At 35.4% G+C, this 22,917-nt stretch carries 23 protein-coding genes; 9 read left to right on the plus strand and 14 right to left on the minus strand.

The window, feature by feature from the left end:
• Positions 1 to 262: 262 nt before the first annotated feature.
• Complete coding sequence (locus tag JNUCC74_RS15915; protein WP_454066095.1) at positions 263 to 886, plus strand: VOC family protein; 624 nt, start codon at positions 263 to 265, stop codon at positions 884 to 886.
• Positions 887 to 994: 108 nt separating this feature from the next.
• Here JNUCC74_RS15915 and JNUCC74_RS15920 read toward each other — a convergent pair whose 3' ends face one another.
• Positions 995 to 1,315, minus strand: coding sequence for a thioredoxin family protein (locus JNUCC74_RS15920; RefSeq protein WP_454066096.1), 321 nt, complete (start codon positions 1,313 to 1,315; stop codon positions 995 to 997).
• Between the two features lie 82 nt (positions 1,316 to 1,397).
• Positions 1,398 to 2,210: a DUF368 domain-containing protein gene (locus JNUCC74_RS15925; RefSeq protein ID WP_454066097.1), complete on the minus strand. Its 813-nt coding sequence runs from the start codon at positions 2,208 to 2,210 to the stop codon at positions 1,398 to 1,400.
• Between the two features lie 350 nt (positions 2,211 to 2,560).
• Here JNUCC74_RS15925 and JNUCC74_RS15930 point away from each other — a divergent pair, with 350 nt between their 5' ends.
• Both JNUCC74_RS15930 and JNUCC74_RS15935 read left to right on the plus strand, forming a co-directional pair.
• Complete coding sequence (locus JNUCC74_RS15930; RefSeq protein WP_454066098.1) at positions 2,561 to 2,893, plus strand: PadR family transcriptional regulator; 333 nt, start codon at positions 2,561 to 2,563, stop codon at positions 2,891 to 2,893.
• Positions 2,893 to 3,585: a DUF1129 family protein gene (locus JNUCC74_RS15935; protein ID WP_454066099.1), complete on the plus strand. Its 693-nt coding sequence runs from the start codon at positions 2,893 to 2,895 to the stop codon at positions 3,583 to 3,585. The genes JNUCC74_RS15930 and JNUCC74_RS15935 overlap by 1 nt, the downstream gene beginning before the upstream one ends.
• Before the next feature lie 196 nt (positions 3,586 to 3,781).
• Here JNUCC74_RS15935 and JNUCC74_RS15940 read toward each other — a convergent pair whose 3' ends face one another.
• Positions 3,782 to 4,927, minus strand: coding sequence for a CapA family protein (locus JNUCC74_RS15940; protein ID WP_454066100.1), 1,146 nt, complete (start codon positions 4,925 to 4,927; stop codon positions 3,782 to 3,784).
• 935 nt (positions 4,928 to 5,862) lie between these two features.
• Here JNUCC74_RS15940 and JNUCC74_RS15945 point away from each other — a divergent pair.
• From JNUCC74_RS15945 to JNUCC74_RS15955, 3 genes are all read left to right on the plus strand, one after another.
• A complete protein-coding gene (locus JNUCC74_RS15945; RefSeq protein ID WP_143695739.1) occupies positions 5,863 to 6,018 on the plus strand; it encodes a YfhE family protein in 156 nt (51 codons plus the stop codon).
• A 142-nt stretch (positions 6,019 to 6,160) separates the two neighbouring features.
• Complete coding sequence (locus tag JNUCC74_RS15950; RefSeq protein ID WP_454066101.1) at positions 6,161 to 7,075, plus strand: ABC transporter ATP-binding protein; 915 nt, start codon at positions 6,161 to 6,163, stop codon at positions 7,073 to 7,075.
• 1 nt (position 7,076) lies between these two features.
• Positions 7,077 to 8,024, plus strand: a complete 948-nt coding sequence (locus tag JNUCC74_RS15955; RefSeq protein WP_454067912.1) for an ABC transporter permease — start codon at positions 7,077 to 7,079, stop codon at positions 8,022 to 8,024.
• 557 nt (positions 8,025 to 8,581) lie between these two features.
• Here the strand turns inward: JNUCC74_RS15955 and JNUCC74_RS15960 are convergent.
• The 4 genes from JNUCC74_RS15960 to JNUCC74_RS15975 all read right to left on the minus strand — a co-directional run bounded on the left by JNUCC74_RS15960 (position 8,582) and on the right by JNUCC74_RS15975 (position 13,447).
• Complete coding sequence (locus tag JNUCC74_RS15960; RefSeq protein WP_077318403.1) at positions 8,582 to 8,854, minus strand: YkvA family protein; 273 nt, start codon at positions 8,852 to 8,854, stop codon at positions 8,582 to 8,584.
• Positions 8,855 to 9,519: 665 nt separating this feature from the next.
• Positions 9,520 to 11,343: a translational GTPase TypA gene (typA, locus tag JNUCC74_RS15965; RefSeq protein ID WP_454066102.1), complete on the minus strand. Its 1,824-nt coding sequence runs from the start codon at positions 11,341 to 11,343 to the stop codon at positions 9,520 to 9,522.
• Between the two features lie 86 nt (positions 11,344 to 11,429).
• A complete protein-coding gene (locus tag JNUCC74_RS15970; protein WP_454066103.1) occupies positions 11,430 to 12,758 on the minus strand; it encodes a sensor histidine kinase in 1,329 nt (442 codons plus the stop codon).
• Positions 12,755 to 13,447, minus strand: coding sequence for a response regulator transcription factor (locus JNUCC74_RS15975; protein WP_454066104.1), 693 nt, complete (start codon positions 13,445 to 13,447; stop codon positions 12,755 to 12,757). Before JNUCC74_RS15975 ends, JNUCC74_RS15970 begins: the two co-directional genes overlap by 4 nt.
• Before the next feature lie 296 nt (positions 13,448 to 13,743).
• Between JNUCC74_RS15975 and JNUCC74_RS15980 the strand changes: the two genes are divergently transcribed.
• Positions 13,744 to 15,084, plus strand: coding sequence for a S1C family serine protease (locus JNUCC74_RS15980; RefSeq protein WP_454066105.1), 1,341 nt, complete (start codon positions 13,744 to 13,746; stop codon positions 15,082 to 15,084).
• A 312-nt stretch (positions 15,085 to 15,396) separates the two neighbouring features.
• Here JNUCC74_RS15980 and JNUCC74_RS15985 read toward each other — a convergent pair whose 3' ends face one another.
• The 3 genes from JNUCC74_RS15985 to JNUCC74_RS15995 form a co-directional block, all read right to left on the minus strand.
• The gene (locus JNUCC74_RS15985) at positions 15,397 to 15,600 is read right to left on the minus strand and encodes a zinc ribbon domain-containing protein (RefSeq protein WP_454066106.1); all 204 of its coding nucleotides are present in this window, start codon (positions 15,598 to 15,600) and stop codon (positions 15,397 to 15,399) included.
• 62 nt (positions 15,601 to 15,662) lie between these two features.
• Entirely contained in the window at positions 15,663 to 16,331 is a 669-nt protein-coding gene (locus JNUCC74_RS15990) for a TraR/DksA C4-type zinc finger protein (RefSeq protein WP_454066107.1), read from the minus strand.
• A gap of 348 nt (positions 16,332 to 16,679) precedes the next feature.
• On the minus strand, positions 16,680 to 16,955 hold the full coding sequence (locus tag JNUCC74_RS15995; protein WP_454066108.1) for a T7SS effector LXG polymorphic toxin: 276 nt from the start codon (positions 16,953 to 16,955) through the stop codon (positions 16,680 to 16,682).
• Between the two features lie 175 nt (positions 16,956 to 17,130).
• On the opposite strand from JNUCC74_RS15995, the gene JNUCC74_RS16000 reads away from it, so the two are divergent.
• A complete protein-coding gene (locus JNUCC74_RS16000; RefSeq protein WP_454066109.1) occupies positions 17,131 to 17,439 on the plus strand; it encodes a hypothetical protein in 309 nt (102 codons plus the stop codon).
• 1,459 nt (positions 17,440 to 18,898) lie between these two features.
• Here JNUCC74_RS16000 and JNUCC74_RS16005 read toward each other — a convergent pair.
• Both JNUCC74_RS16005 and JNUCC74_RS16010 read right to left on the minus strand, forming a co-directional pair.
• Entirely contained in the window at positions 18,899 to 19,003 is a 105-nt protein-coding gene (locus JNUCC74_RS16005; RefSeq protein WP_245799705.1) for a GNAT family N-acetyltransferase, read from the minus strand.
• 65 nt (positions 19,004 to 19,068) lie between these two features.
• On the minus strand, positions 19,069 to 19,218 hold the full coding sequence (locus tag JNUCC74_RS16010; RefSeq protein ID WP_245799706.1) for a GNAT family N-acetyltransferase: 150 nt from the start codon (positions 19,216 to 19,218) through the stop codon (positions 19,069 to 19,071).
• Between the two features lie 641 nt (positions 19,219 to 19,859).
• On the opposite strand from JNUCC74_RS16010, the gene JNUCC74_RS16015 reads away from it, so the two are divergent.
• Positions 19,860 to 20,735, plus strand: coding sequence for an NAD(P)-dependent oxidoreductase (locus tag JNUCC74_RS16015; protein WP_077318412.1), 876 nt, complete (start codon positions 19,860 to 19,862; stop codon positions 20,733 to 20,735).
• A 170-nt stretch (positions 20,736 to 20,905) separates the two neighbouring features.
• Here JNUCC74_RS16015 and JNUCC74_RS16020 read toward each other — a convergent pair whose 3' ends face one another.
• Positions 20,906 to 21,199 carry a hypothetical protein gene (locus JNUCC74_RS16020; protein WP_077318413.1) on the minus strand — a complete coding sequence of 98 codons (294 nt, stop codon included), beginning with the start codon at positions 21,197 to 21,199 and terminating at the stop codon, positions 20,906 to 20,908.
• A complete protein-coding gene (locus JNUCC74_RS16025; protein ID WP_077318414.1) occupies positions 21,189 to 21,881 on the minus strand; it encodes a class I SAM-dependent methyltransferase in 693 nt (230 codons plus the stop codon). Before JNUCC74_RS16025 ends, JNUCC74_RS16020 begins: the two co-directional genes overlap by 11 nt.
• Between the last annotated feature and the right edge of the window lie 1,036 nt (positions 21,882 to 22,917).

Consider the following 22,917-nt stretch of genomic DNA (forward strand, 5'->3'; position numbering starts at 1 on the left):
TGTTAGTTTAACGGAACTTGCTTGTTTTACTGGTTAAGTTAAACTATTTGTTCTATAAGATGTAATCTGGAAAGTAAATAAGAAAAGAAGCCTTTGACTAAACCAACGAGGTTATTATGCCTGCCACTCCGTATAAAGTTTTCTCTGAAGAAACACTGGCAACGTTTAAATAAAAAGGCTGATCATACCTATACAATTCTTGAAACTGGGAGTAACCAATACCTTAAATTGCAAGGTAAAAACGTTAAAAGGGGGAATGATCATGTTAGCACTTGATCATATTGTAATCGCCACACACAATCCAAAAGAAGCAGCGAGACAATTTAGCCAAAATCATCATGTAAAAATAGTTGCTGGTGGAGAGCATGGAAACTGGGGAACGTATAATTATTTAGCATACTTTGCTAATGATTGTTATATTGAATGGCTTGGAGTCGTAAATAAAGAAGTTGCAGCACAGGCTAAAAATCCGCTTATTATCCAACTTGTTCATTCATTAGAAACATCACAGGAAGGGCCAATACAATTTGCATTAAGAACAAATGAACTTGCCTACTTTGCCGATTATTATTTACAAGCCTCCATACAGGTAACGGGGCCAATCCCAGGAAATCGAATAAAACCAAACGGGTCATCCCTATCATGGAACATGCTGTTTCCCCATGCAGATGATTCTGTTCCGTTTCTAATTGAATGGAAAGAGGAAATAAACTTGCCAGATAATCCTCATTCGATTAATCCACAAGCAATTACCGAAATTACCTCCAACTTACCAGTTAGTACGATTTCGGCGCTTTATCAAGTTCCAGCTAAGAAAAACATCCGGTTACAAAATACTCAATTACAACTAGAAAGTGAAAAAGGTCTATCCTTTACAATAAATTAAAGATGTTATTTTAGAAGCTTGTTGTTTTACATTGGGTGCTTCTTTTAAGCACCAACCTGCCTACACATAAAAAAGGGTTTGCCGATAACCATCAGCAAACCCTAATATTTATGCTAAATGTTGGTGCAGAAAATCCTTTACCGATTCAGGAGTTTTTGTGTAAGCACTATGTTGATGTGCTTTTTTCTTACCAGCTTGGAAAATCAAAATGCTTGGAATTCCCATAACCTCATATTTTTCAGCAATACCTTTCACGTCATCCGTATTTATTTCATACCATTTATAATTGTTATATTCATTAATAATATCGCCAATAAACATATCCAGTCGTTTACAATCCGGACACCAGTCGGCAAAAAATTTAATGATTACAGGCTTCTCGCTTTGGATAACTTGATTGAAAGCTTGCTCTGTACTTAATCGTTCCATACCAATTCCTCCTCTACTAGCCTTTATTGTAACCATTTTTATATCGTTTGTCTTACCATTTGCTTTTTGCTGTTAGATTGAACTATACATACTCTACTCTTCCTAAAATATAAGCTGCTGCTAATCCAACCGTAAATGAGCCAATACTAAGCAGCCCGATATTCACAGATGTTGGCCAGCCGGGAAACACAACAAAAATAGATCCAATAACCATACCGATTATTATGGCTAATGTGGCGGTGGTGAAATGGGTTAAAAAATAATTAACCACCTTACTCATAAAAATGATCCCAATCACAATACCAACGCCGGTAACTGCAATAATATCGAGTTGAAAATTACTTATTGCACTAATAACCGTTGGGTAAACACCGATAACAAGTAATAAAAACGACCCGCTGATCCCAGGTAAAATCATTGCAGCACTGGCAATCATACCGGAAAAAAACAGCAAAATATACGTAGAAGTATCTATATGTGTAATGACCGCAGCCTTTCCTTCATTTAGAAAAACCATTGATCCTACAATAATAGCACCAATGAGCAATAATAAAACATGGTTTAACTTAAATGTTTTCTTAGCATCTGCTTTATAAAACAAGTATGGCAAGATACCGATTATTAGGCCTAAAAAGAAAAATTGAGTTGGTGCTGGGTAATGATCAAATAACCACTCAATAACACGGCTCAGCACTAATATCGCAGTTACAACACCGATACCAAGCGGTATTAAAAAGCCTAATTGTTTCTTCCAATCCTTACTTAGCAAACCATTGATGGCCGCTATTAATCTATCATATATTCCTAATAATACTGCAATTGTCCCTCCACTTACTCCTGGGATAACGTCACTTGCTCCCATTAAAATTCCCCGATAAATATTTTTCCATTCCATGTTGATCAATCACCCTTCAGATCAAAGTCAAGTTTATATTATCAATCGTCGATTAGTCATTCACAAATTCATGTCAATTGCTATAAATGATGTGCTAAAAGTCTAGTAACACAACGTAGCTAACTTCTTCATAGACTAGCTTCTTACAGTTCAAAGTAATTGCACTATTCCAAGTCACATCGAACTCGCCCATCCTTTTAGGAACATGAACCAGAATACATAAAATTATCATATCAAATAATCCTTGCTTTTTATAGCAGTAAATTGTAAAATAAGTCCACAGGCTACTTTGTATAACAAGGTAGCTGTTTTTTAAAAACGCTATATTGTTATGCAAGGTAGGTGAACAAATGTCGTTACGAAGTCAATTGCTAAAGGGGATTTTGGAAGGATGTATTTTAGCAATTATGAATAAAAGACCTATATACGGCTATGAGCTTTCCGTTGTCTTAAAAGAATTTGGACTAACCAATATTAGTGAGGGTTCCATCTATCCAATTTTACTGCGATTGCAAAAAGAAAAACTGATCAGCGGAGAAATGAAAAAATCAGAAGCTGGACCAAAACGAAAATATTATCAATTGACTGCTAAAGGAAAAGAAGCATTAGCTGAGTTTAATCAGCAATGGGAATTGATAAAGCATCCGGTCGATCGAATTTTAAAATCGGGAGGGAATAGATAATGAATGCAAACGAATTAATCTCCATAAATAACGAAAAGCGCAACCAACTAAACGAAGAGAATTTAGCTTTCTATGAAGATATGCTTGTTTATATGCGAACAGCTAGTAATAAATCTGAACAACAAACGGAAGAAATTTTATTGGAATTGTTGGAGCATTTAATTGAAGCCCAATCCGAGGGGAAAACAGCAGCAAATATATTTGGTCCTGATCCGAGGGTTTATTGCGAAGAACTAATTAATGAGCTCCCTAAAGAAAAACGCAAATATAATCTTTTATTTGCAACGAGAATCATTATCCAAGTTGCAGCTATTTTCTCGATCGTCGATGGAGTAATTAGCTCTGCTCTTTATTATTTCTTTCATAAAGGCGAGAATACGACTACCTTGTACCTCGGCTCCTCCTTGATTTCTTTTATAGGTTTTTTACTTCTACTCTATATCTTTATTAAATTAGTTTTTTGGTGGTTAAAACGTTCCACCTTCGCAGGAAAACGAACTAAAAAATGGGTAGAATTTCTCCAAGCTTGGATCGGTTCCACCATCTTTATTTTACTATTCTTAGCAATTGTGTATTTAATTCCTGAATTTGGACCAACAATTCAAATACCAACACTTGTACTGATCGGGATAGGTCTCACTTTATATATTGTTTCGTATCTGTTAAGAACAAAGGCGCAAGCGCCCGTTTAGCAACGTAGTGAATGGAATGAATCAACCGAGATAAAGGAATCACGGTGAGTTGACGAACCGATGATGACTTATCGTAGGGCGATTTCGTGAAGTCGCATCGTTGCTGGGCGATGGAGCCGGACGTGACTAGTCGGTTATTTCGCTATCGAAAAAAGAAAGGCAAATTTAATTCGCTTGCCTTTCCTTTTTTAGTAAATTATGGCTCCATAATTTTTAATTCAGGCATCCACTGAGATACATGTTCCTTTATTTCATGGTAGTATTCCTTTGCACCTTTTAAATCTTTATTCGTCACTTTAGCTAACGGCAACACTTGAAAATCAGCTTCCTGTTTGAATTTTACAAAGGTAGGTAAAAATGCAGGGTGATTAACTTCAATGGTCGTTTTTCCGTCTTTTTCTGACTTTGTAATCTGAAATTTTACGATCCCGCCAAAACGACGATATAATTCATCTTGTCCGGATAAAAAATTTCCTAAGGAATAGGCTACAAACATTTTATTTCCATTTTTTCCTTTTACCCAATTAAATGGCTGAAGAACATGCGGATGATGACCAATAACAGCATGAACCCCTTGATCCGCAGCAAATTGTACTAAATCTTTCTGTTCTTGATTTGGTAACATCTTATATTCTGTGCCAACATGCAATTGGAGAATAACAGCATCAGCTTGTTTTTTTGCCTGTGCAACATCTTTTGCTATTTTCTCCTTGTCGATTAAGTTCACTAAATAGTCCTTTCCCTTTGGAACAGGTATACCATTTGTACCGTACGTATAAGCTAGAAAAGCGACATCAATTCCTGCTTCTGTTTTATAAACGCGTATCCTCTGTTGATCTTTCTTACTTTTATAAGCACCAGTATACATCATATCAATTTTTTCCCAATGCTTAATTGCTTGTTGGATAGCTTTTTCTCCACGATCAAGCGTATGATTGTTCGCTAGTGTTACAATATCGACACCAGCATCTTTTAATGCATCACCAACTTCAAAGGGGCTATTAAAAGAAGGATATGAGGATAATCCAAGAGCTTGTCCACCAATCACTGTTTCCTGATTAGCTGTAGTTATGGTTGCATCTTTAAGAAATGGTTTTACGTCTTTGAGCATCGGCGTAAAATCATAACCGTTTTTCGTTTTTGCATCCTCATATACCTCACTATGAATGAGCATATCACCAACTGCAGCTATTGAAATTTGTTGTTTTAGCTGGTCTTTTTTCTCTATCATTAGCTTTTTTTCCTGATGATTATTTACTTCCAATTGTCGGTCATTGCTACAACCAATAATGATCAAAAAACAAGAAATGACAATAATTGCTTTTACAATTCGTTTAACCATTTTGTCTGCTCCTTATCGTAGCTGTACTTTTTTATCATATCGGAAGTACTAATGCACATGTTTAGAACGAAAAAAATTACCTGTTCAAGTATAAAGTAACACTTCATTCACGGATTGCTGTTATCCTTGAATAAATAAAGATGACACAACGTCCTTGAAAAATGCGATATATCGCTGCCGAAGTTTTTTTGTTGATTACACGCTATTATGATCGAACTCCTTATCGACCAAAACCATAATTTCCTACATATTATTCCTGTTTGTCTATTATGTGTTCTACTCCATCTTCAGTGTAAGATTCTAAAATTATTTTATTGTCATTATTTTGATAGTAAAAGTAGATTTTATTATCGTTTTTCAATTTGATACTTACCATACAATTTTTATCGCCTTTTAAATTAGAGATAAATGGTTCACTGGAGAGAATATCATTTTTGGGAACGTTTTGTTTAGTTGTTACATATTCAATCACATTATTCTCTAGACTTTTTTTTGTAGCTAACGTAAGTAAAGAAACTGCCTATCAAAACAAGTAATATTAATAATATATTCTTTAATTTTTTCCCCTCATTTCTACCTTTTATCCTCCTTATTTATTTACTATATATATTAACTTCATTAATACTAGGATAGATGGTGATTAATGTATATTATTTTTTGGGCAACATTAGGTGCCGTTATTTCCCATTAGGCTTCTTCAAATTTTTCATAACTCTTGCAGTGGGAACCCTTCGTTAGATGTGGCATAAATATTAAAATTAACTATATGCTCACAGCTTAATTTGTGAACTATCATTCCCGATTATTACGCATTTTCTCGTTTTGCTTTAAAATACTCCGTTACAACAGTAATTTTTTAGAATTCTATGTTTATTTTTTTTCCTTAAGGGAATATGAGAAATATAACCATATTACTTATGAAAGGATTTTTGATAATGCAACACACACCATATCAGCCTACCAAAAACAAGCAGCTGACCGCTGCTCAAGAAGTGCTCTATGCTAAAGCATTTAAGCAAGCAGATATTGCTGGTGGCTTTCGTAAACCACGTGTGAAACAAGCAAATAAAGAAAATCCTAATCAAAATTAAACAACTTCATACTGTAAGCATAGTTTTCCCCTATTATGAACTCCCAATTTGTAAAGTTTTTTACAAATTGGGAGTTTTTTTGAAACAAATTTGTCACTTATATCGTACTACCTACTAACAAAATAACCAGGAGGTTTACTGAATGTCTTTAACAGCAATTGAGTTAGTCGATGTCAAAAAAACAATCGGCAAAAAAGAAATTATTAAAGGTCTCTCTTTTTCAATTCCAAAAGGAGAAGTATTTGGCTTTATCGGGCCAAATGGTGCTGGTAAAACAACGACGATCCGGATGATAGTTGGTCTAATGAAGTTAACGGATGGAGATATTTTAATTCAAGGAAATAGTATCAAGACGAATTTTAAACAGGCTATTCGTGAAGTTGGAGCTATCGTAGAAAATCCGGAAATGTATCCATTTATGACTGGACTGCAAAATTTAAAACATTATGCTCGTATGGTCCCGGGAGTTACGAATGAACGCATTCACGAGGTAGTTAAACTGATAGGACTTGAAAAAGCGATTAATGAAAAGGTTGGAAGATATTCGTTAGGGATGCGCCAACGATTAGGGATTGCCCAAGCATTGTTACATAGACCGTCTGTATTAATACTTGATGAACCAACTAATGGATTAGATCCCGCCGGAATTCGGGAAATACGGCAACATATTCGAAAGTTAGCCACTGATGAAAATGTAGCGATTATTATTTCTAGTCACTTGTTGTCCGAAATTGAACAGATGTGTGATCGTATTGGCGTCATTAAAAATGGAAAACTGATTAAAATTCAAAACGTTGGTGGTGAAACAACAGATAACCTCATCCACCACATTGAAATAAAACCACTAGATAAAGCAATCCAATTATTAAAAGATCAATATCAAATAGAAGCGGTTGAATTAGATGGTAACTTATCTTTCCGTTGCGAAAAAGAGCAAGTGCCTTCGATTATTAAAAGTTTAGTAGAAAATGATTGTGCTATTTATCAAGTAAATGTAGCAAACGGTACACTAGAGGATCAATTTTTTGAACTGATTGGAGAGAATACGATTGAGTAGAATGTTAAAATTAATTCAAAATGAACAAGCAAAAATATATATCCGTAAGTCATCTTGGGTGATGTATATTATTTTAGCCGCCATTCTTATAGGGTTTGTCTTTATACAGAAAAACTTTGCTGATTTAAATACGGAATATCAAAGTGATGATTGGCGTCAAGTTTTGGAAGATGAGAATAAAAAACTAGAGAAAGAAATGAAAAAAGATGAATTTGCAGCAGAAATGAATCCTTCAACTATTGCTAAAAATAATTATTATTTGGAAAACGACATTCAACCAGAGCCCTATGATGCTTGGCAATTTACGAAAGATGCAGTTTTAACAGTCAGCTCTCTTGCTGGTCTCTTTACTATAGTTATTGCTGCAGGAATTGTAGCTAACGAATTTAATTGGGGGACGATCAAACTCCTGTTAATTCGACCAATTTCTAGAAGCAGCATACTATTATCTAAATATATCGCTATTTTGTTATTTGCGTTATATACCCTTATTTTTGGTCTTATTTTTAGCTGGATATTAGGAGCTATCTTTTTCGGGGTTAATGGCTTAAATCCTTCCATAGTAGCAGAAACAGCGAATGGCTTTAAAGAACTCGCAGTTGTGCCGCAAATTTTTATTAATTATGGTTATCAATTGGTGGGGCTTGTAGTAATGGCTACTTTTGCTTTTACTATTTCAGCGGTATTCCGTAACGGCTCGTTAGCAATTGGTGTCGCCATTTTCTTGATGATGGGGTCCAGCACCATTGTAAGTTTCTTCCTCGATAAAGAATGGGCAAAATATATTCTATTTGTCCATACTGATTTAAGTCAGTATGCTGAAGGAAATGAACCGATTATTGAAGGGATGACACTTGGCTTTTCAATCACTGTACTGATCGTTTACTATGTTATATTCATGCTTTTGTCATGGATTGTTTTCACAAAAAGAGATGTCGCTGGTCAATAACAGCTGGCTATAAGCAACATGGGAGTATTAATTTTTAAAGTAGCGTATTATAATAGATGCATAACTATACCCTAAAGTTATCGACCTTTGCAATTGAGGTGTTTTCAGTGAAGCGGTACTTAACAATATTTTTCATTGGCTTAAGCGCAGTTATTTTAGTAATTGGGTTACGTACAAATACTCAATGGAGCGGTATTGTTTCCTGGGGATTATCCTTTATATTCTTAATATGCGCTGCATATTTTACAAAATATATTTCAAACGAAGATGAAGGAAAATAAAGTGAATCATGGAATCAGGAGAGGGTTCTTTTATCCCTCTCTGATTGTTAGAATGAACAGCATCGGCATTTGACTTGCAGTTGGATCCTCCACCCTCGGGTTCGCCTCGTAGCCTGGAATAGAGGCCTTACCACAAGTTACATGCGGGATAAACGTTTTCACACCCCAAGAAAAAGTACTGTCAAGAAAAGTGATCTTTGCACAACGAAAAGCAAAGATCACTTTTTTAAATATTTCTATATAGAACAAGCAAAAAACTTTCAGCACTATTGCCGATTAAAAGGAATACTTATCTTTTATATCTTCGGGTGCTATTTTAACCATCCACTGCAGGATAAATAGTAACAGTGTAACATCATCCACCATACCAAAACCAAGTAAGAAGTCGGGAATTATATCAAAAGGAAACAGAAAATAACCGGTGATGACAGCTACAAATAGAAGCTTTTTGGATTTACTAACTTCCTTTGATAAAAAGAAATCTTTTACAAAAGGAATTGACTTATGAAATGTAAACAAAAAACGGATTCTCGACCATATTTTTCTCATCTATAAACACCTTTAATCTCTAGACTTCTAAACAACTTTATCATAAAGAATAAATTGTATGAAAAAGCATAACATACCTAACTCCCGTAGCTCAATTAAAAAGCTTGTTCACTTTACCATTATCGTTACTTCTTGCCCAATCACGATCTGTTTGTTAACAAGCTTGACCATTAGACCAGTTTATATATGATTTAACAAATACTTGTAAAAATAAGGGATAGCAAATTATAATAGTAGCAAATTTATCTTTTCTTTTTGATGAAGTCTGGGTATAAAACATGGCGAATTTCCTTGTAAAAGGACAAAAAACGATGTACTTTTTAAAATTATTAATTCCAAGAGAAAGGTAAGTAAGTGCCATAAAAACTCCAAGAAGGAAGTACAAAAATTTCTTGTCTAATTTGTACGGAGTTTTTGTCCCTGAACATTCCTCCACTAAGTTGTTTGGGCATGGTTTCTATTTAAACCGATTTTTCTTTACAGTAAACTACACTATCTTGAACTTTAACTTTTTTTGAGCCCAAGCGCTATCTATTCACAGCATGGTACTACAGTATTTTACACTGTTAACATCCCAAAAACTCCCCTTAAGGAAAACAGATTTTTGTTTTTTAATCTGTCTACCTTAAGGGGAGATATCACTTTCCTATCGCTGGGGTAAATTTCTACTTATTTTTTTTCGCTGCTTTTTCACGTTCGCTCTTATTTAAAATCTTTTTCCGTAGACGAATAGACTCCGGTGTGACTTCACAGTATTCATCCTCATTTATATATTGTAAAGCTTCTTCCAAAGACATATGACGTGACTTACGAATCGTTATCGTTTGATCTTTTGTTGCTGAACGAACATTTGTCAAATGTTTTTCTTTCGTAATATTTACAGTCAAGTCATTATCACGATTATGTTCTCCAACAATCATACCCGCATATACTTCAGTCCCAGGAGTAACAAAGATAACTCCACGATCCTCTAACTGCATAATCCCATAGCTTGATACTTTCCCATTTTCTAAAGCAACAAGTACGCCTTCCCTTCTTCCGCCAACTTGTCCTTTAACTACAGGTTCATACCCCTCAAACGTATGATTTAGAATTCCATATCCATGTGTTTGCGACATAAATTCCGTTGAATAACCTAACAAGCCCCGAGATGGTACCTTAAATTCAAGTCGAACTTGTCCATTCCCTTGGTTTACCATGTTGAGCATTTCGCCTTTTCTTGCACCAAGTGATTCCATCACAGCCCCTGTATATTCTTCAGGCACATCTATTTGGACACGCTCCACAGGCTCGCATTTAACTCCATCAATTTCTTTAATGATAACTTTTGGCTTAGATAATTGTAATTCATAACCTTCACGTCGCATGTTTTCAACTAAAATGGATAAATGTAATTCGCCACGACCAGAGACAGTCCATGCATCCTTAGAGTCTGTAGAATCTACTCGGAGACTGACATCTGTCTCTAACTGTTTATATAAGCGTTCTTCAATTTTCCGTGACGTAATATATTTACCCTCTTTTCCGGCAAATGGACTATTATTGACATGAAAAGTCATCTGTAATGTGGGTTCATCAATTCGCAACCAAGGAAGCGCCTCAGGATGATCTTCTGGACAAACCGTTTCTCCTACATTTAAATCTTCCATTCCAGCTACTGCTACAATATCTCCGGCAACTGCTTCTTTTATTTCAATTCGTTTCAAACCAATAAAACCAAACAATTTCGTAATACGGAATGATTTTTGTGTTCCATCTTTTTTCAACACCACAACACGCTGGCCAACGCTCATGGTTCCGCGGACTACTCTACCAATACCGATCCTGCCAACATAGTCATTATAATCAAGTAATGTAATCTGAAATTGTAGTGGCTCTTGTCGATTATCCACTGGGGCAGGAATATACTCTAAGATAGTTGAAAACACGGGATCCATAGTAGCTTTCTGGTCATCGGCTTCATATCCAGACGTACCATTTAGTGCAGAAGCATAGACAACTGGAAACTCTAATTGATCATCATCCGCTCCAAGTTCAATAAATAAATCCAATACTTCATCAATTACTTCATTCGGTCTGGCATTTGGACGGTCAATTTTATTTAACACAACGATTGGTGTGAGCTTTTGCTCTAAAGCTTTTTTCAAAACGAATCGTGTTTGCGGCATCGTTCCCTCAAAAGCATCAACTACCAAGATAACGCCATCGACCATCTTCATAATCCGTTCTACTTCTCCGCCAAAATCCGCATGACCAGGGGTATCTAAAATATTTATTACTGTATGCTTATATTTTATGGCTGTATTTTTAGCCAGAATTGTAATCCCACGTTCTCGTTCAATATCTCCAGAATCCATCGCTCGTTCATGCACTTGTTCATTCTCACGAAAAGTGCCTGAATACTTCAACAGCTGATCAACTAAAGTTGTTTTCCCATGATCAACATGGGCGATAATAGCGATGTTACGAATATCTTCTCTTAATTGCATACGTACTCTCCTCTATTTTGTAGGGAATAAGAAAACCATTCAATTATAACACAATCACCTATGAAAAGTAAAAGGATTCATAATTGTCATCCGGTAAACACAATTTCAAATTTCGCTCCTCCTAAGTCCGAACGTTTAACACGGATCTTTCCATTCGATTGTTCAATAATCGCTCTGGCAATTGCAAGACCTAGTCCTGTCTCGCCGCCTTTTCCCTTTACAAATCGGTGAAAAATATGCGGTATTAATTCTTCCGATACTCCTTCCCCATCATCTTCAATGGTGATCAAAATATTCTTATTTTGTTCGAAAATATGGAGATGTACTTTTGACTTCGCGTGACGGATCGCATTAAACGTTAAATTTAATATTGCACGTAATAACTTTTCTCCATCGGCATATAATTGTGGAGAACCATCGATCATATGTTTTAATTCGATTCCTTTTTCATTCACAATTGGAAGTGTCCGATCAATCACCTGTTCCAAAATTTGCGAAAGCTGCAAGTTTTCAGGAGTATAGACGTCAGGTTCACTATCCAATTTCGCTAATAAAATCATTTCATTGATGATTTTCTTTAACCGATTTACTTCTGTTACCATCATTTCAAGACCTTTTTCTTCTTCTTGCTCATCAAAAATCTTATCGCGTATCCCTTCTGCATAACCTTGGATAGTCATCAGTGGTGTTTTTAACTCATGACTAGCATTTTGGAAAAAGGTCTGCTGAGAATTAATGTAACGTTCCAGTTCCTTTGCCATATCATATACACTTTGCTCAACCTCTTTGATTTCCCCAGTTGCTTTAATTCTCTCAACGGCATTAAACTGTCTTTTTTCTATTTTCTTTAATTGCTTTTTTAATTGGGAAAGTGGCGTCACAAGCTTACGAGTTAAAAAGTAACTTAAAATAATCGCGATAGCACCACCTAATAAAAACACGATCATTAATCGAAAAATAAAGCTTTGTTGGACGGATTCAAGATCACTCAATGGTGTTAAGAGAATCAATTCAACCCCAGTGCTTTCTGGTGCAAAAATGATGCGTGATGTAACAAATTTATCTCCCTTATATTCCCATAAAGTCTTATTTTTATCGGAAAAATCATTTTTTTTAAAAAAACCAGCAACAACATTTTCCGGAAGTGTCGGGGATACAGCGACATTTTGATTTCTATCATAAATAAACATTTGCAAACCTTGATCTTCCAGTAAATTATTTAAATTACTAAGGTTTGTACCTTCATATTGATTGTTTAAAACATCGACGATTAAGTCTCCTTTTTGTCGTAATTGTCGCTGTTCATCTTGAATAAGCATATCTAAAATCAGCGAGTATATAACATAACCTGTTATTGCCAGAATCACTAGCAATAACGTGGTAAAAGCGGAATTTAATTGAGATTGTAGTCTCATGTTGTATCTCCTTCATGACGAAGCCGGTAACCATATCCCCATACTGTTTCTAATGGTAAATCAGGTAATTTTTTGCGAATTCGTTTTACTAAATCATCCACCGCACGGTCACTTCCGAAATAATTATCTCCCCAAATTTTAACTAGTAGCTCCTCTCTTGAAAAGGCACGGTTAACATTTTCTACAAGAATTAACAACATATCGAATTCTTTGGTTGTTACTTCACATTCTTCATTATTAAAAAATATTCGACGTTCTTCTCTATCGATCGTTAGCTTATCGACAGTGATTCTTCCATCGTTTGCTTCTAACGTTTTAAAAGTTGCACTGGAACGTTTAAATAGTCTTTTTACTCTTGCAACCAACTCTCTAGGGCTAAATGGCTTTGTTAAATAATCGTCGCTACCAAGCTCCAAACCAAGGATCTTATCAATTTCTTCATCTTTTGCAGAAATAATAATGATCGGGACTTCACTTTCTTTTCGAATTCTTTTACAAAATTCGTAACCATCCATTCCCGGAAGCATAATATCTAATATCCACATATTCGGAGGACTCGTTTGCCATAACTCCCAAGCCTCCTCAGCGGACTCCAGTAAACTAACCTTAAACCCTTCGTTTTTTAAATATGCTGATACTATATTACGTATATTTGCATCATCTTCGACAATACCGATATGATTATTCATATAGCTTCACCTTTTCTCCAATATTTATTTCTATTTTTACATAAAGTATACGATGTTACAGCTAAAACGGTTTTACACATTTATTCCACATTTATACCAAATGTTTACCAAAGTAAGTGGGTATACTATAAAGTAACAATGGGAACTTCATCAAAAGCATCTTTTACTATTGAAGTGACCGTTTCATTATATCAGGCCGTAACAAGCATCTATTCCGCGTCCCCCTGACTCCCCTCGGCGCTTCGGATGTTTGCTTATAGGCCTGTACTCTAATTTTCTAAAAGGGTGTGAGGTAAATGGATTACAAAGATGAAAATCAGCACAACACGCTAAATAAAAATACAGAAGAACTTGAAAAAAATAAAGTAACCAACCAGGCTTCCGATCAGCACTTCACCGAAGAAACAGAAAATAATGATACTTTTGCTGATAACCATTCAACCTCAAAAACAAAAAATCCTAAAAATAAATCCTTGCTGCATTTTGTTTTAGGGGGAATCTCCGGTGGTATTGTATCTATTATTTTAATTATAGCATTAGTTTTTACAAATGTTATTCCCCTAAACAATGGAAGTAATAAGGGATCCTCTTCTGCAGAAGAAGATAAATCTCCTGAAGTGATTGAGACACTTGCCTCAGAGGACGCAGATGTTGCGACAAATATTGAGGAAACATCCAAAGCAGTGGTTGGTGTCATTAATATGCAACAACAAAATATTTGGATGGAAAGTGAAGAAGCAGGAACTGGTTCTGGGATTATCTATAAAAAGGAAAATGGTAAAGCTTATGTAATTACCAACCACCATGTGGTAGATGGTGCAGAGGAAGTGGAGGTAGCGGTTAATTATTCAGACGAGCGCTTAAAAGCAAAAGTATTAGGAACAGATGAATTAACTGATTTAGCTGTTTTACAGGTTAATGGAGATAAAATTACTACCGTTGCTAATATGGGATCTTCCAAAGATCTTAAAGTAGGTGAAAATGTGATGGCAATTGGTAACCCATTAGGTATGGAATTTGCTAATACTGTTACAAAAGGTGTAGTAAGCGGTTTAGATCGTTCTGTGCCAATCGATACAAATGGAGATGGGCAACCTGATTGGATAACAGAAGTCATTCAAACCGATGCTGCTATTAACCCCGGTAACAGTGGCGGAGCACTGGTTAATGGCAACGGTGCTGTTGTAGGGATTAATTCTATGAAAGTTGCTCGCCAAGAAGTAGAGGGAATTGGTTTTGCCATTCCTGTAGACGCTGCATTACCAATAGCTGAAAAATTGGAGAAAGAAGGAGAAATTAAGCGGCCAATGATCGGTATTACAACTGCAGCTATTAATCAAGTTCCGCCTCAATACCGCATGAATTTCCCACTCCCTGAAGGTGTAAAAGGCGGCATGGTAATTGCAGAGGTGCAAGAAGGTTCACCTGCAGCTAAGGCTGGCCTTCAAAAATTTGATGTCATTACTAAAATTAACGGAAAAGAAGTTACATCCATCTTAGAACTACGTAAGCTTCTTTACTCTGAAGCTTCCATTGGTGATAAAGTTGAAATTGAATACTATCGAGATGGAAAGAAAAAGACAACAAGCATAACTCTTGAAGCAAGAGATAACCCTGAAGAAAACACCGAACAATAAAAGAACCCTTCCTCCAAGCTGCTGCTTGGGGGAGTTTTTTATTATCTTTTATTGATTTTGATTTAAAAATTAGCTTGTTCAGCACTACCACTTTTTGGATAATTGGGCTACGCTTTGGTTCGGTTTGAAGGCATTCTGTTTCGACTTACGGAGTTTCCGTTTAAACCTTTGCTGCAGCGTTTAGCGTACTAGAACGATTTTGCGCTGTGCTTACCTCGTCCCAATGTGCTCTCTCCAAAAAAAGAAAAGATCAGTATCATATCGCTGATCTCTCTTTATTACGTCATTGTCAAATAGTACTGATTTTTATGCTTAGCCAAAAAACAAATCAAGTATATTGCTTCCTTTCGAGCTGCGCTTATTATAAAATTCTGAGTAACCACAATTTTTACAGTAGACAACTAAAAATTGATTATTTTGTATATCAAGCATTTTCGATAATCCTGTTCCTGTCATCGCAACTTCTTTTTTATCCGCATCTCTACTTCCACATTTAATGCAACCTTTTTGTTCCATATGTCTTCACCTCTTTCCTTTTTATACGTCTTAACAGAAAGAAGGTTTCACATGTTTAACATTTAATCGGAACTTTCTTCATAATCTTTGTGATTAGGTGCTGGCTCGATATATTTACCGTGCAGATCTGCTGCTAAAAAGGCTTCAACATCTTCTACCGAACCAACTGCTTCCTTACTATTTGGATACATTTCATAATAACTTTTTTTATCCCCGAAAAAATCAGAAGCTGATTCAGACGTCCCGTAAGCGCTTACCTCCTGCCACGCATCTTCTGCATCATACCCAACCTGCACTTCCTCGGTAACTTCATCAGGGTTTATATTGGGACTAAAGATCTTTTCTTCTATCGTTCGATTCTGATTAAATGAATTCTTAATCGCATGTTGCATGCAACGATCTGCAGTTGGTATAGCGGCAAGTCGTTCATAAGGAATATCTCCCCCACATTCACGACAGATGCCATATGTTCCTTCTTCAATGGCATGCAATGCTTTATTAATCGCTTCTAGCTCTTTTTCAGCATGCTCATTAAGTGCCACATCTTTTGATCTTTCAAATAGTTCAGAACCTGTATCTGCAGGGTGATTATCATAATTGGAAAGCTCTCCGGTTGACTGTTGTACTGATTCTAAAGTGAGCCCTAAATGATTTTGGATTAGTGATATTAATTCTGATTGTCGTTGTAATAAAGCTTGTTTACATGCTGCTATTTGCTGATTTGTAATCATAAAACGATACGTCCTCTCTTAACACGAATTATGTATCTATACTATGCACAGAAAAGGACGGGATCATGCTTTATTTTTGTTCCCAAATCATGTCAATAAGAATATAGGTATTTTCTTGATTCTTTTCATTGTTTTTTGGTATATATAGCACGTTTCTGAGCATTGTATATATATTATGTCGCTTATTTTCGTTTTTTTATTTTTTGCCGTTACATTCCTGTGAAACATTTTTTAAAAAAGTTACATTATATAATTCGACAGGAACAAACGTCTTAAGTGATTACCTAATTTTTAAAAGCATCACAACATTTAAAAATCGCCTCTTCTTTGTTGAATGAGGGGATTGTTTTATTTCGCGTAACGTATCCGAGTAATTGGTATTAAAACCCTCCAAGAACAATAGGAACTGCATGTGTACCTCCTAATAAAAGTTTCGAATAGACTTGCTGTCTTCCCTTTAAAAGCTTCCTCTAAGGCGATAATGCTTTCTACGCTTTTCTGGACGTTTTTAATCTGATTATGTAGTTGTTCTAGCTGGGCTAATGTTTTGTCGATAAAGCTATGACATTCCCCTACATAAAGTGCCTTAATGGCCATCTCCTCCCATCTTAATTGAAATTCCATTGCCAACCTATTTGCATTATACTAAAAGTGCAAAATTTATTGAATTGTCTATGGAAGTTAACTTTTTTTATTATGTGACTAAAAGAGACTATTTACTCAAGATAAAAGCCAACTCCAAAAAGTAAATAACGAATAAGATAAATTAGAACGAAAATAATGAAGGAGGTAAATCTATATGTGGAGGAAAGTAAATAAGAAGAAAAGAAACAAGCGTAGAGAAGAGGAGTTCAGTTTTTCAGACGCTAAAGCTGACGCCGATGCTGATGCAAGAGCGGACGTAGATTTTGATAGCGACATCCGAGTAGATAATGACAATGATAATGATAACGATAACGATCTAAAAAATAAAAATCGCAATGTTAATATTGCTAAAGTTATTAGAAGCGGTAATTCTAATGTTGATGTTGATATTGATGAAAAAGAACGTGTTGATGTTGATATTGATGAAGAAAAACGTAAAAAACGTAAAAAACGCCATGATTAGTTGATTCTTAGTAGACATTAAAAAATTCCACTATTTTCCTTTAAAATCAAGAAAGCAGATAGCTATCTTATGCTGCATAGTTAAATAATAATTATGTATAAAAATATTTCTAACGCAAAGAATATAAAATCATCACAACTTTTGAAAACAAAAGCTACATCTTTTTTAATGAGACCATTCCTTTAACAGATAATTAAAACAAGATTGAATGATAAGGTGAGTTTTACTATTCTGTTATGCTGCAGTATTGATCATTCCAACTGATGGAAATTTACATGCTTATACTGAAGAAAGGTTATACTATCGTTCTATGGTCTTGCGCTCAAGATACACAAGATTGGAGTCGTCCAGGGACTAATCATATAATTAAGATGTAATATTTCTAATATTTCTCCTGAAGACATTATTCTTTTCCACGATTCAGGCGTAACAGAAGACAGACAGTAGAAGCACTTTCAAAGATTCTTAAGTTTTTAAAGGAAAATAACTTTCAATGTATAACGGTATCCGATATGATTGAGCGAACATCTTAGGCCTTAAAATCATTACACAGTTTTGTAGTTTATTCATATATTAAAATTGCAAACACCTTATACTGTAACTATTTGCTTTATCCTCCTGTAGGAATCGTTTTGGAAAAAAGCCTACTCCCCTCATAAAAGGAATAGGCTTTAGCTATTATCTTTTATAAATCTAAACACAAACAAAATACTTACTAACTATTCTAGTTGCAGGAATACAATACATTGAATAGATATTATTCATAATAAGTGAAGGCTTTTTAATCTATAGTCAACGATTGCGATTTAATACACGATTTTTTAGTTTATTCATTATTATATTATGAAAAAAATTCTCCTTCAACCTCCTATAGGATATTCTTACAAACCCCTCTCAGTTGAGGGGTTTTATGTTATTTCACCCGCAATTGCTGTCCAACATAAATCTTATTTGGATTAAAAAGGTTATTCCATTTTTGAAGTTGTTTCTGTGTGCTACCATATTTAACAGCTAGCTCACTGACCGTATCAACACTTTTAAACGTGTGATATTTTTTGCTGGATTTTTTGGCAGGAGAACCTGTTATCTTGATGTTCTGACCACATAAATAATATTCGGGTTTTTAATTCCGTTAATCCGCACAAGCTTAGATACCGTGTTCCAGAGCGTACCAACAATACAATCGCAGGAACTAAGATCAACCAAAATGATTTCTTCTTTGCTTTACTTTCCAATTGATTTTCATAAAGATTCCTACTTGAAAAATATTTAAAAACGGACTACCCTATTGGACTAGCCGTTTAACTAATTGGTTGTTATATTGTAAAATTAAAGAAGCATCCCAACCGGAGTGCTTCTACTCAATCTAGTAGAGTTAAAAAACTTTCTGCTAAGTAATCGTCTACCTCATCAATATTAAATTCACCGTCGTGGCAGCTTAATCGTCCATTGTTAGCAACTATTTCATGTCAATATGCCAAATTCCATCATCCAAATAGGCTGGCGAAATTTGGCGGAATCCAAAACTTTCATAAAAATGAATTAAGTACTGCTGTGCTTGCATTTTTATCTTTCCAAGTCGTTGTCCTTTTAACGACCAAGATACGGCCGATAGAAGCTTCTGTATACTTACTTCCCGGTGGTAAAATTCCGCACATATGCAGCTATTTTCTGATTCATTTGCAAAAAAATAGGGGTAGCTTGTAAATCAAATTCATCGATTTCTGAATAAGCACATTGCTGTTCTACTACAAACACATCAATTCTTGTTTTTAACAAGTGAAATCATTCATCTTTTTCAAGCTCTCGAAATGATTTAACTACCCACTCCATATTGCAACCTCCAAATGGTTTCTTTTTTCTTTTCAGTATAACAGGATTTTTATAACCTCATGTCGAAAGAAAGCTATAGAGGATAAATAGTCCGGTGTCGTTAAATAACGGAGTGTAGTCAATAATTTTTGCGAACCGAAGAACCAATCCAAAAGAAAACTTGGCTAACTTAGAAGTATTGAACAGATACTTTCTGCTAGTCGAAGCTATAAATAAAACTTTTTTAACTTCTATGAAAAATCATATCCATTCTTAACGTCTAAAGAAAACGTAGTTAAAAAAGACTCAGAACTAAAAATCGGCTAATTAACATGATATTTAGACCATTACATCTCCACTCGCTTCGTATCTTAACTTCAGCGTGAATATTTTATTCATTCTAACGTATGTTGAAATGAGAAGGAGAACCATCATTTTACCGAACATGTTGAACATCTTCTATCATGTAACATTCATTGAGTAGAATAGTTTTATTTAATGTAAATAATGAATATATATTTGGTATCATCTTCCTATAGTATGTGAATGTTGAAGTGGAAAAACTTCTGCACTTTGATAATAAAAGAGTATAAGGGAGAGTTTTTAATATGATTACTAAAGCAGATAAAATTGGCTTTATTGGAACTGGTGTCATGGGTACTAAAATGGCGTTAAATTTATTACAAACAGGGTATAGTTTAGCAATTTTCACAAGAACAAAAGCTAAAGCTAAACCTTTAATCGAAGCTGGAGCAGAATGGAAAGCATCTGTTACTGAACTAGCAAAATCAGCTAAAGTGATTATTACCATGGTCGGTTATCCTCATGATGTAGAAGAAGTGTATTTTGACGAAGATGGACTATTACAAAACGTTAAACAAGGAACATATTTAATTGATATGACTACATCCAAACCAAGCCTGGCAGTTAAAATTGCCGACATGGCTAAAGCCAATCATTGCTATGCTTTAGACGCTCCTGTTTCAGGCGGCGATATTGGAGCAAAAAATGGAACATTAACCATTATGGTAGGTGGTGAAAAACAAGTATACGAAGATGTTTTAGAAATATTGAAAGCAATGGGAGAAAATATTATTTTACAAGGGGATGCAGGTGCTGGCCAACATACAAAACTTGCTAATCAAATAACGATTGCCTCGAACATGATCGGCGTTTGTGAAGCTATTGCTTATGCGCTAAAGGCAGGTCTCAATCCTGAACGTGTTTTGGACAGTATAACAGCCGGCGCCGCTGGAAGCTGGTCCCTTTCTAATCTAGCCCCAAGAATGATCCGAGGGGATTATGAGCCTGGATTTTATGTAAAGCATTTTATTAAAGATATGAAAATCGCACTCGAATCCGCAGAAGAACTAGGACTCTCTACACCCGGGTTATCCTTATCTTTAAAGCTATATCAGGAGATGGAAGAACAAGGAGAAGCAAATAGTGGAACTCAAGCATTAATCAAGTTATTCACCGCATAAGCGGATTTTTCCAAAAGTTCACCAATGATGACACAGTGAATTTTCATCATTGGCTTCTTTCTATTCCTATTTTTAATATGCATACACTTGCTTCATCGAAACTACAATACTTCGAACTTAGCACGATAAGTTAGTATATTCGGTGGGGAATGGACAGTAATCCCCACTGATTAAAGCTTATCTTTATCTGCTTCCTCCTGTACGATAAATGCTAAGTCATTATTACCAAATAACTGAAGGATTTGTAAAACCATCTCCGTTGAAATAACTTCGCCTTCTTCCTTTGGTACAGTTAATTCTATGGCTTCTAAGAGAGCTTTATTTTCCTTTTGTTGCGGATAGGCTCGTTGGTAGACCTTCATCGGGTCTAAATTATGATTAATGCACCACTGAGCAAATGCCAAAATCATTGCTTTTTCATCTTGTTGATACTTTTCAATAATCCGTTTATCTTTATTGTTCATTTGAATCACCATTTCTTAACATAAATATCCATGAGAATGATAAAGCCTGCTGTAACTCCAGTGATAAATTCTCGTAATTCTTTTGTTTCACCCCTTGTTTAAATACACCGAGCCCATCTATATATGCTAAATCGAGCTCTAAACAAAGCTTGTGAAATTCCCAAGGCATCATTGTATTACAAATTATTTTCTGTTCATGAAGCCGCGGATAACTATTTATCCGCGGTCCCGCAGTCGGACCTAATATACTTGCGCATAAAAATCCCCTTGGTTTTACAACACGCTTTAATTCTTTGAGTGCGTTTTTCGGGCTTTCCGTCCATTCTAAAACATTTATTGCCATCAGCCCACCAAAAGTACCATTATCAAACGGCAGATGATTAACATCACCTTGGATGACAGTTACGGAAGCAGGAAGTCGTTGTTTTGCATAACGAACCATTTCTTGAGAAAGGTCAATGGCAGTAACTTGATATTCTTGTTGATATAGTTTGTATGTACCATAGCCATCACCACAACCGATATCTAACACGTATTGATTCTTTTTGATGTACTTGTTTATCAAAGGGATGATTTGCTTTCTACTTCCAGTATCCCACATGTGCTGGCTTCGTTCACTCCAATCGCTTGCTCGTTTATCCCACTCCTGTGCCGCTTCTTTACTCCAATTAAAATTTATCATAAACTTCCTCCCACTTTCATTAAAAACCTATTTTATTCAAGCTATATGTCAATAACCCCAAAGCGTCAATTCTTGCTGCAGCTTCGTTTAGCCCTCTTCGCTCGCTAACAGTCCAACTCGTACATACCCTTCCTCAATATTCTCAGGAACCAATACCCAAAACTACTTCCACATGTGCTTCGTTTAATATCGTTCGGCAAAATTCCGGAGAATAACCTTTTGGAACAGATAACAATGAGAAAAATGTACCTTTGGACGACGTAACATTCCATTTCATGACAATAAGATGTTAATGTAAACATTTCTTGTTCATTTATACATTTTAACAAGATTTCCCCACTACTGATGGATCTCCAAGCAACGCTTTTTCATCTGCTTGCTGTATAGCACGACATAGGCTTACGTATAAATGATCCTGTAACAATTTCAAGCTTTTCATAAAAGCGTTATCAACTGCAAAGCCAATATGCCAGCCCGCCATATTATATTGATGTATATATAATTCTACCCCAATATCTTTAGCACCGCCCCGTCATAAACGGGAACTGAAATACTGCATTTAATACAACGATTGTTTTAAGACTATACAAAAAGCTTAACGGTTTTTTACCACGAAAGCCAATTGCACCTTAGGCAAAATCATGCACAACATATATGTGTTATTTTTTGCAAAAGCTACCGGCTGGAAAAAAGGGGTGTTGCAACACTATAGATCAGTTTATTCGAATAATTAAAGAGCATAAGCTTTCCGGATGAACAAATAGCTTCTTGTAAAATCTGGGAAAAATTGATTTTCTCTAATTTCTGACATATAATTCTGATATCCGGAATCAGGTAACAAAACAATATCATTGGGCTAATCTCTATCCATCTTGTTTTTGTTCCAAAAATCGCCACATCTGTTTCCGGGTCATTTACTCCATACCTCGCGAGAAACTACTGCTTTCAAGACAGCCTGCCCAGAAATAGCGAATATTTATGATGTGATGGACTAGCTAGAGCCTTCTTTAATTCCTAGCCAAAGTGCCAGAGTGTT

This window comes from Cerasibacillus sp. JNUCC 74 (assembly GCF_053667775.1).

What these genes read in the sequence shown, in the direction of transcription:
- typA (WP_454066102.1), bottom strand. Translation starts at nt 11,343, where the DNA reads ATGCAATTAAGAGAAGATATTCGTAACATCGCTATTATCGCCCATGTT.
- JNUCC74_RS15960 (WP_077318403.1), bottom strand. Translation starts at nt 8,854, where the DNA reads ATGAGAAAAATATGGTCGAGAATCCGTTTTTTGTTTACATTTCATAAG.
- JNUCC74_RS15915 (WP_454066095.1), top strand. Translation starts at nt 263, where the DNA reads ATGTTAGCACTTGATCATATTGTAATCGCCACACACAATCCAAAAGAA.
- JNUCC74_RS15970 (WP_454066103.1), bottom strand. Translation starts at nt 12,758, where the DNA reads ATGAGACTACAATCTCAATTAAATTCCGCTTTTACCACGTTATTGCTA.
- JNUCC74_RS15955 (WP_454067912.1), top strand. Translation starts at nt 7,077, where the DNA reads ATGTTAAAATTAATTCAAAATGAACAAGCAAAAATATATATCCGTAAG.
- JNUCC74_RS15930 (WP_454066098.1), top strand. Translation starts at nt 2,561, where the DNA reads ATGTCGTTACGAAGTCAATTGCTAAAGGGGATTTTGGAAGGATGTATT.
- JNUCC74_RS15995 (WP_454066108.1), bottom strand. Translation starts at nt 16,955, where the DNA reads ATGGAATTTCAATTAAGATGGGAGGAGATGGCCATTAAGGCACTTTAT.
- JNUCC74_RS15990 (WP_454066107.1), bottom strand. Translation starts at nt 16,331, where the DNA reads ATGATTACAAATCAGCAAATAGCAGCATGTAAACAAGCTTTATTACAA.
- JNUCC74_RS15925 (WP_454066097.1), bottom strand. Translation starts at nt 2,210, where the DNA reads ATGGAATGGAAAAATATTTATCGGGGAATTTTAATGGGAGCAAGTGAC.
- JNUCC74_RS15945 (WP_143695739.1), top strand. Translation starts at nt 5,863, where the DNA reads ATGCAACACACACCATATCAGCCTACCAAAAACAAGCAGCTGACCGCT.
- JNUCC74_RS15920 (WP_454066096.1), bottom strand. Translation starts at nt 1,315, where the DNA reads ATGGAACGATTAAGTACAGAGCAAGCTTTCAATCAAGTTATCCAAAGC.
- JNUCC74_RS15980 (WP_454066105.1), top strand. Translation starts at nt 13,744, where the DNA reads ATGGATTACAAAGATGAAAATCAGCACAACACGCTAAATAAAAATACA.
- JNUCC74_RS16005 (WP_245799705.1), bottom strand. Translation starts at nt 19,003, where the DNA reads ATGCAAGCACAGCAGTACTTAATTCATTTTTATGAAAGTTTTGGATTC.
- JNUCC74_RS15985 (WP_454066106.1), bottom strand. Translation starts at nt 15,600, where the DNA reads ATGGAACAAAAAGGTTGCATTAAATGTGGAAGTAGAGATGCGGATAAA.
- JNUCC74_RS15975 (WP_454066104.1), bottom strand. Translation starts at nt 13,447, where the DNA reads ATGAATAATCATATCGGTATTGTCGAAGATGATGCAAATATACGTAAT.
- JNUCC74_RS15935 (WP_454066099.1), top strand. Translation starts at nt 2,893, where the DNA reads ATGAATGCAAACGAATTAATCTCCATAAATAACGAAAAGCGCAACCAA.
- JNUCC74_RS16020 (WP_077318413.1), bottom strand. Translation starts at nt 21,199, where the DNA reads ATGAACAATAAAGATAAACGGATTATTGAAAAGTATCAACAAGATGAA.
- JNUCC74_RS16015 (WP_077318412.1), top strand. Translation starts at nt 19,860, where the DNA reads ATGATTACTAAAGCAGATAAAATTGGCTTTATTGGAACTGGTGTCATG.
- JNUCC74_RS15940 (WP_454066100.1), bottom strand. Translation starts at nt 4,927, where the DNA reads ATGGTTAAACGAATTGTAAAAGCAATTATTGTCATTTCTTGTTTTTTG.
- JNUCC74_RS16000 (WP_454066109.1), top strand. Translation starts at nt 17,131, where the DNA reads ATGTGGAGGAAAGTAAATAAGAAGAAAAGAAACAAGCGTAGAGAAGAG.
- JNUCC74_RS16025 (WP_077318414.1), bottom strand. Translation starts at nt 21,881, where the DNA reads ATGATAAATTTTAATTGGAGTAAAGAAGCGGCACAGGAGTGGGATAAA.
- JNUCC74_RS15950 (WP_454066101.1), top strand. Translation starts at nt 6,161, where the DNA reads ATGTCTTTAACAGCAATTGAGTTAGTCGATGTCAAAAAAACAATCGGC.